Genomic DNA, 5,681 nt, shown 5'->3' with positions numbered 1-5,681 from the left:
CCCGCTACGCACCCCGAAACCGGAAGAGCCAGTAAAGGATACTCCCGTGGCACTTGAACAGTTTTCTGGCTGGACCTTCTATTCTCCTTGCGAGATTCCGAGCGACATTCCGTCAATTCTCGCAGCCAACGAAAAGCCAATCTGCGCATTTAAAACTGTCCGAGACGCAGCGGTCTTCACTAGCCACCGATTGATTATCCGAGATTCTCAAGGTCTCACTGGAAAGAAAGTCGAAATCTATTCTCTCCCTTACTCCTCCATTAATATGTGGTCGACGGAGAATGCCGGAAAGCTCCTGGACGTAAATGCTGAACTGGAGCTCTGGACACGGGCTGGCCACTTCAAAATCAACATCGGGCCCAAAGTCGATATTCGAGCCCTCGACCGACTCATCGCCGACTGCGTGCTTCGATAGAACTACTCAGTCCCGCAGATGGTGCCGGAGCCCAGGACAATATCACCCAGCTCATCCGGGCTCGGCAGATAGAGCACGGCGGCCTGGCCACGAGCCACGCCGGAGAGCGGCTCGTTCAGCTCCAGCGTCATGCGGTCGGCCTCGCGGTCCACGTGAGCGCGGCAGGAAACGACAGAGCCGTGGGCGCGCACCTGCACCTCGCAGTCGAAGTCACCTTCCATCGCTGGGTGCAGATACTTCAGGCGATCGGCCTCAATGCGGGTTACGGCCAAGTCGGCGCGCGATCCGACGGTGACGGTGCCGGTGGCAGCGTCGATGTCGGTGACGTAGCGCGGGGAGCCGTCGGCAGTCGGCGTCTTGATGTCGAGGCCCTTGCGCTGGCCGATGGTGTAGTTCCACGCGCCGTCGTGTTCCTTGAGCTCATTGCCCTCGGTATCCACGATCATGCCGGGGCGCAGGCCGATGGAACGGCCCAGGAAGGCCTGGGTATTGCCGTCCGGAATGAAGCAGATGTCATAGGAATCCGGCTTGGCCGCCGTGGAGAAGCCATGGCGTTTGGCTTCCTCGCGGATCTGCGGCTTCGGGGTATCGCCAATCGGGAAGAAGCAGTGATCCAGCTCTTCCTTGGTGATAACACCCAGCACATAGGACTGGTCCTTGTTCTCGTCCAAGGAGCGGCGCATGTAGCCATCATCGTCGATTGTGGCGTAATGGCCCGTGGCCACCGCATCGAAGCCCAGCGCCATCCCCTTGCGCAGTAGCGCCGCGAACTTGATCTTCTCATTGCAGCGCAGGCAGGGATTCGGGGTCTCACCGCGGGCATAGGAGTCCACGAAATCGCCGATGACGGCTTCCTTGAACTCCTCAGAGAAGTCCCACACGTAGAAAGGAATGCCGAGCTTGTCGCAGATGCGACGGGCATCGGCGGAATCCTCCAAGGAGCAGCAGCCGCGTGCCTTCTCACGTGTCTGCTGCGCATCCTTGTGCAGGGCCAGGTGCACGCCAATGACGTCGTGGCCCGCCTCCACCGCACGCGCGGCTGCGACCGAGGAATCGACGCCGCCGGACATGGCTACCAATACTCGCATGCTCTCCCCTTCTCGTTTCGTTATCGCCCACCAAGGCTAGTCGCGGTGCACCTCATACCCCAACACACGAACCACGCAGCCTATTCCCTAAGCTAAGAGGCACTATGGGCAGAAAGCGCAACACCACCAATTCCATCGCGGGCACCTACGAGATTTCCACCGGCGAGCTCGTCGTCGAGCCGGATCCTTTCCGCGACGGTGCCTTCATCCTCAACGTCAATGGTGTGCCATCCTCACACCTCATCCCTGAGGAACCTCGCACCCTCGAGTTTGAGTACATGCGCTGGATTGCCGCTGCGGTAGAGAACCTCGCCCCTGGCAAACGTCTGCTCCACCTGGGCGGCGGTGGCTGTTCTCTTCCCCGCTACTTCGCTGACCTCTGGCCGGATTCCCACAACACCGTCGTCGAGCTCGACGCCAAATTGGCCGAGCTCATCCGGGAACTGGCCGATATTCCTTCCGCTCCTCGCGTGAAAATCCGCGCCGGCGAGGCACGTTCCGTCACCGAGGGCTTTCCGCCGAACCGCTTTGACGTCATCATCCGCGATGTCTTCGCGGGCGCTGTCACGCCAGAACCTCTCACCACCACAGAGTTCTTCCAGCACGCCCACGCCACCCTATCCCCCGGCGGTCTTTACGTTGCCAACTGCGGTGACCATTCCGATCTCCAGGGCGCGAAGGCAGAACTAGCTGGCATGGCGGAGGTCTTTGCCCACGTCGCCGTTATCGCCGATCCTCCCATGCTTAAGGGTCGGCGCTACGGCAACATCATCCTCATAGGCTCCGATACCGAGTTGCCCCACGACGGCTCCCCCGAAGCCGCCGCCCTGGCCAAGCCGCTGCTCTCCGGTGCGGTGCCCGCACACTTCCGCGACGAGTCCTGGACCCGCCGCTTCTTTACCGGCGCGAGCCCCCGCCACGACGCCCCGGACAGCGCGGAGAGTCAAGGACACTCAAGCCCTAAAGAGACTTAGCGCAGGCTCTTGAGCAGGTCCGCCACCTGCTTGGAATCAAATGCCGGGATCTCCACACCCGCGGCGTGACCAGCACTGCGTGCGGCACGGCTGGCATTCTCCACGTCCTGCTCGCTGACGTTGTTGGCATCAAAGTCCTGCAGGTGCTGGGCGTTGTCAAGGAAGATGGCCAGGTCGCCGACGGTGGCGTCGTTGTTTGCCAGGCTCTTGAGATCATCGACACTGATAGCGCCGGTGTTGAGCAGCTTCTCTGCTTGCTTCACAAGACCGGTCGGATCCACGTCCAAGCCCGCATCCTTCGCGGCATCGGCCACGGCAGGAACGGCCACCGCACCTGCTGCCAGAGCCAGGATGCCCGCAATCAGCACACCGGCGTCATCACCAAGGTCCACACCCGGAATGACCAAGTCATCCAAGATGCCACCGAAGTCAATGTAGTTGCCACCGGAGAAGGAGTGCAGCTGGGCTTCAGTGCCGTTGAAGAGGTTCAGGTCAACGTCGGTCTCGATGCCGGCTACGCGGCCGCTACCGGAGCGCTGCCAGAAGGCCAGCTTGTCCCAGCCGCCGACCGGGTCCGGCGCGGTGTCCTGGTAGGCCGCCAACCACAGCGGGTACTCAGAGAAGCGCGTGGTGTTACCCATCTGGCCCATCCAGAAGTACTTGTAAGTGTACAGCATCGGCGTTCGGCCGGTCAGGGACCTTACCTCCGTCATGAAAGTGTCGATCCACTCCTCCAGCTGCTTAGCGCTCAGGCCCTCATCAACCTCGATGTCGAGCACCGGCGGCAGGGTCTGCGTCGGCACCAGCGCGATTTGGGAAGCAAAGCTGGCCGCTTGCTGCTTGGCATCCCCTGCCGGGCGTGCGTAGTGGTAGGCGCCCACCTTCAAACCAGCAGCTGCTGCGGCATTGGCATCGCGCACGAAGTGGTTGTTGACAAACCCAACGCCCTCGGTGGCTTTGACAAAGGCATAGGACTGGCCGTCGGATTTCACAGCATCCCAATCGATCCCACGCAGGGACATGTGGTTATTGCCGGAGACATCCACACCAGAAGGTGCGTAGGACGGGATGGCAACGGCAGTGGATACGGACAGTGCCACGGCCGCTACTGCGGTAACGGCGGCGGTAACAAGGCGACGTGCATGGCTCATGCGCGCCACACTACCTCCGCATTAACACTAATCACTGAAACAACACGCGAAACATTGAACTCTTTTGCCACACCAACAACTCAACTCCCCAACAACCGCTCCCAACAGCAGCAACCGCTGCTAGACTGCGCTTCACATCGCTACCACCCCATCAGGTGATCACGACGCCGACGAAGGACAGCGCCATGGACCAACCCACCATCGACCCACACCTTCCCAACGAGCCACAGCAGCCTGCCGAACCCAACGCACCCAAGGCATCTCAAGACCCCAACGCACCCCAAGAGCCCAAAGCCTCGAAGCTACCTCCACGCCGCGGCTGGGAAGGAGTCTTCAACGAGAAACTCGCACTGTGGGGCTCCGCAATCCTTCTGTCCGGCTGGGCGCTGGGATTCCTTTCCTTGCTCATCGCTGACAGCTCTACTTCGGGCACTGATGATGCCGTGTCCTTCTTCTTCGGATTCTTCGGCATTTTCGCGTTCATCGGGCTGTGTATCGCAACGCCTTTTCTCGCGACGCTTTTTGCCTTCCTCGCCCTCGCATCACTCGACTCTGACGTGCCAGAACGCAAACGCAACGCCAGAATCGCACTCGTGCTGGCGATATTGAGCATAGTGCCCATCGTTGTCTACTTCGGCCCGAAATACATGTTTTAGGTGCTGCCTCTGTGATGTCTAAGCCTTAACAACCTCAGCCCAATGTCAGCACCAAAGACTGATGCAGACTAAGGACAGCCCCCATGGACCAGCCCTCCATCGATCCTCACTTCCCCAATGAGCCACAGCGGCCCGCAGAGCCCAAGGAATCTGAGCTTCCCCCACGCCGCGGCTTAGCAGGAATCTTCAACGAGAAACTCGCCCTATGGGGCTCCGCTATCCTTCTGGGGAGCTGGGCGCTGGGATTCCTTTCCTTGCTCTTAGCAGACAGCGCTGCATCAGGCCCTGATGGGGCCGCGTCCTACATGTTCGGATTCTTCGGCCTTTTCGCGTTCATCGGGCTGTGGTTTGCAACGCCTTTTCTCGCGCCCCTCTTTGCCTTCATCGCCATCGCATCGCTTGACTCTGACGTTCCCGAACGCAAGCGCAACGCCATCATCGCACTCGTGCTTTCGATCGCGTCGGTGATTCCCATCGTCGCGCACTTCGCGCCGAACTATTTGTTCTAGGTCTCGACCCTAGGTGCTGGGCTCCAGGTGCCAAGTCCAAAACCTTGATACTTATGCAGTGCTTGGCGACGCCCCCACCCAAGCTTGCGGACCCTGATCATCCAGGAGTCCTGAGCGGGATGAGCCGCAGCCACGAGTAACCGGGCGCAGCTTATTGCATCGCTATTCGGAACCCAGCCCATCCACGATTCGCACTGTCTCCATCGCCACGCGCACGACTTTCCCAATCAGGTCCACGATGTAGCGCGGGTTTCCAACCTCATCGGCCCAATCGTTAGGGTCGTTGACGATGCCAGAAGCCTTATCCTTCTTGACCTGGTAGCGGTCAATCAGCCACGCGACTGCCGAGCGCGAGCCCAGCATGTACTCGTCAGCTTCTTCCGGAATGCCAGCAATGGTCACGCGCTTGTTGTAGATCAACTTCGTCACGTCATTGACGTTCTTTCCCGTCTCCGGATCCTTGCGCTTGGCCCACTTCATCTTGAGCACGCGCCACGTCTCACGGTCTGCTTCATCGCCCTTGACCTGAATGTCTAACGGCCACGGCTCCACGGTCTCGTAGTTGACGTGAAGGTCCATCAGCTTTTGGCCAGCAGCAGCGAATTTATCAAACTCCGCACGTGAACTCGGCGTCTCAATATGCGGCAGCATCTTCTTCAAATCCGCCGCGTACTTCGTGCGGTAGACGGGGTCATGCAGCTTGCCGTAGACAAAGTGGAAGATGTCATCGCCCGTGATGTCTGACCCCAGCGCATCACGGTAGAGAGCCTTAATCTCATCAGTGATGTTGTCCACGCGCACGTAGCCGTCGACGACCTCGCCAATCGAACCGTAGACGCTGGCTTCGCCTTGCTTTACCGGCTCTTCCGGTTTCGGGGTGCGTAGCGG

The 5,681-nt window shown here is 60.0% G+C and carries 7 protein-coding genes; 4 read left to right on the top strand and 3 right to left on the bottom strand.

Annotated elements, in window-relative coordinates; genetic code table 11:
- The first annotated feature begins 46 nt into the window (after positions 1-46).
- Positions 47-415 carry a PH domain-containing protein gene (locus HMPREF2565_RS04885; protein WP_046649328.1) on the top strand — a complete coding sequence of 123 codons (369 nt, stop codon included), beginning with the start codon at positions 47-49 and terminating at the stop codon, positions 413-415.
- Positions 416-417: 2 nt separating this feature from the next.
- On the opposite strand, the gene mnmA is transcribed toward HMPREF2565_RS04885, so the two are convergent.
- The gene (gene mnmA, locus HMPREF2565_RS04880) at positions 418-1,503 is read right to left on the bottom strand and encodes a tRNA 2-thiouridine(34) synthase MnmA (protein ID WP_049157234.1); all 1,086 of its coding nucleotides are present in this window, start codon (positions 1,501-1,503) and stop codon (positions 418-420) included.
- 104 nt (positions 1,504-1,607) lie between these two features.
- On the opposite strand from mnmA, the gene HMPREF2565_RS04875 reads away from it, so the two are divergent.
- Positions 1,608-2,477, top strand: a complete 870-nt coding sequence (locus HMPREF2565_RS04875) for a spermidine synthase (protein ID WP_071406938.1) — start codon at positions 1,608-1,610, stop codon at positions 2,475-2,477.
- Here the strand turns inward: HMPREF2565_RS04875 and HMPREF2565_RS04870 are convergent.
- On the bottom strand, positions 2,474-3,628 hold the full coding sequence (locus HMPREF2565_RS04870; protein WP_070515597.1) for a glycoside hydrolase family 25 protein: 1,155 nt from the start codon (positions 3,626-3,628) through the stop codon (positions 2,474-2,476). The two genes, HMPREF2565_RS04875 and HMPREF2565_RS04870, sit on opposite strands and share 4 nt — an antisense overlap.
- Before the next feature lie 185 nt (positions 3,629-3,813).
- On the opposite strand from HMPREF2565_RS04870, the gene HMPREF2565_RS04865 reads away from it, so the two are divergent.
- Both HMPREF2565_RS04865 and HMPREF2565_RS04860 read left to right on the top strand, forming a co-directional pair.
- The gene (locus tag HMPREF2565_RS04865) at positions 3,814-4,284 is read left to right on the top strand and encodes a hypothetical protein (RefSeq protein WP_070515595.1); all 471 of its coding nucleotides are present in this window, start codon (positions 3,814-3,816) and stop codon (positions 4,282-4,284) included.
- An 83-nt stretch (positions 4,285-4,367) separates the two neighbouring features.
- Entirely contained in the window at positions 4,368-4,793 is a 426-nt protein-coding gene (locus tag HMPREF2565_RS04860; RefSeq protein ID WP_046649324.1) for a hypothetical protein, read from the top strand.
- Positions 4,794-4,955: 162 nt separating this feature from the next.
- On the opposite strand, the gene HMPREF2565_RS04855 is transcribed toward HMPREF2565_RS04860, so the two are convergent.
- A partial coding sequence (locus HMPREF2565_RS04855) for a type ISP restriction/modification enzyme (RefSeq protein WP_305764371.1) occupies positions 4,956-5,681 on the bottom strand: 726 nt, incomplete at its 5' end.

The organism is Corynebacterium sp. HMSC072A04 (assembly GCF_001809235.1).
In the GTDB taxonomy this organism is placed as follows: Bacteria; Actinomycetota; Actinomycetes; order Mycobacteriales; family Mycobacteriaceae; genus Corynebacterium; species Corynebacterium hiratae.
The sequence above is the reverse complement of the archived record's forward strand: the minus strand, read 5'-3'. Positions and strand labels throughout refer to the sequence as shown.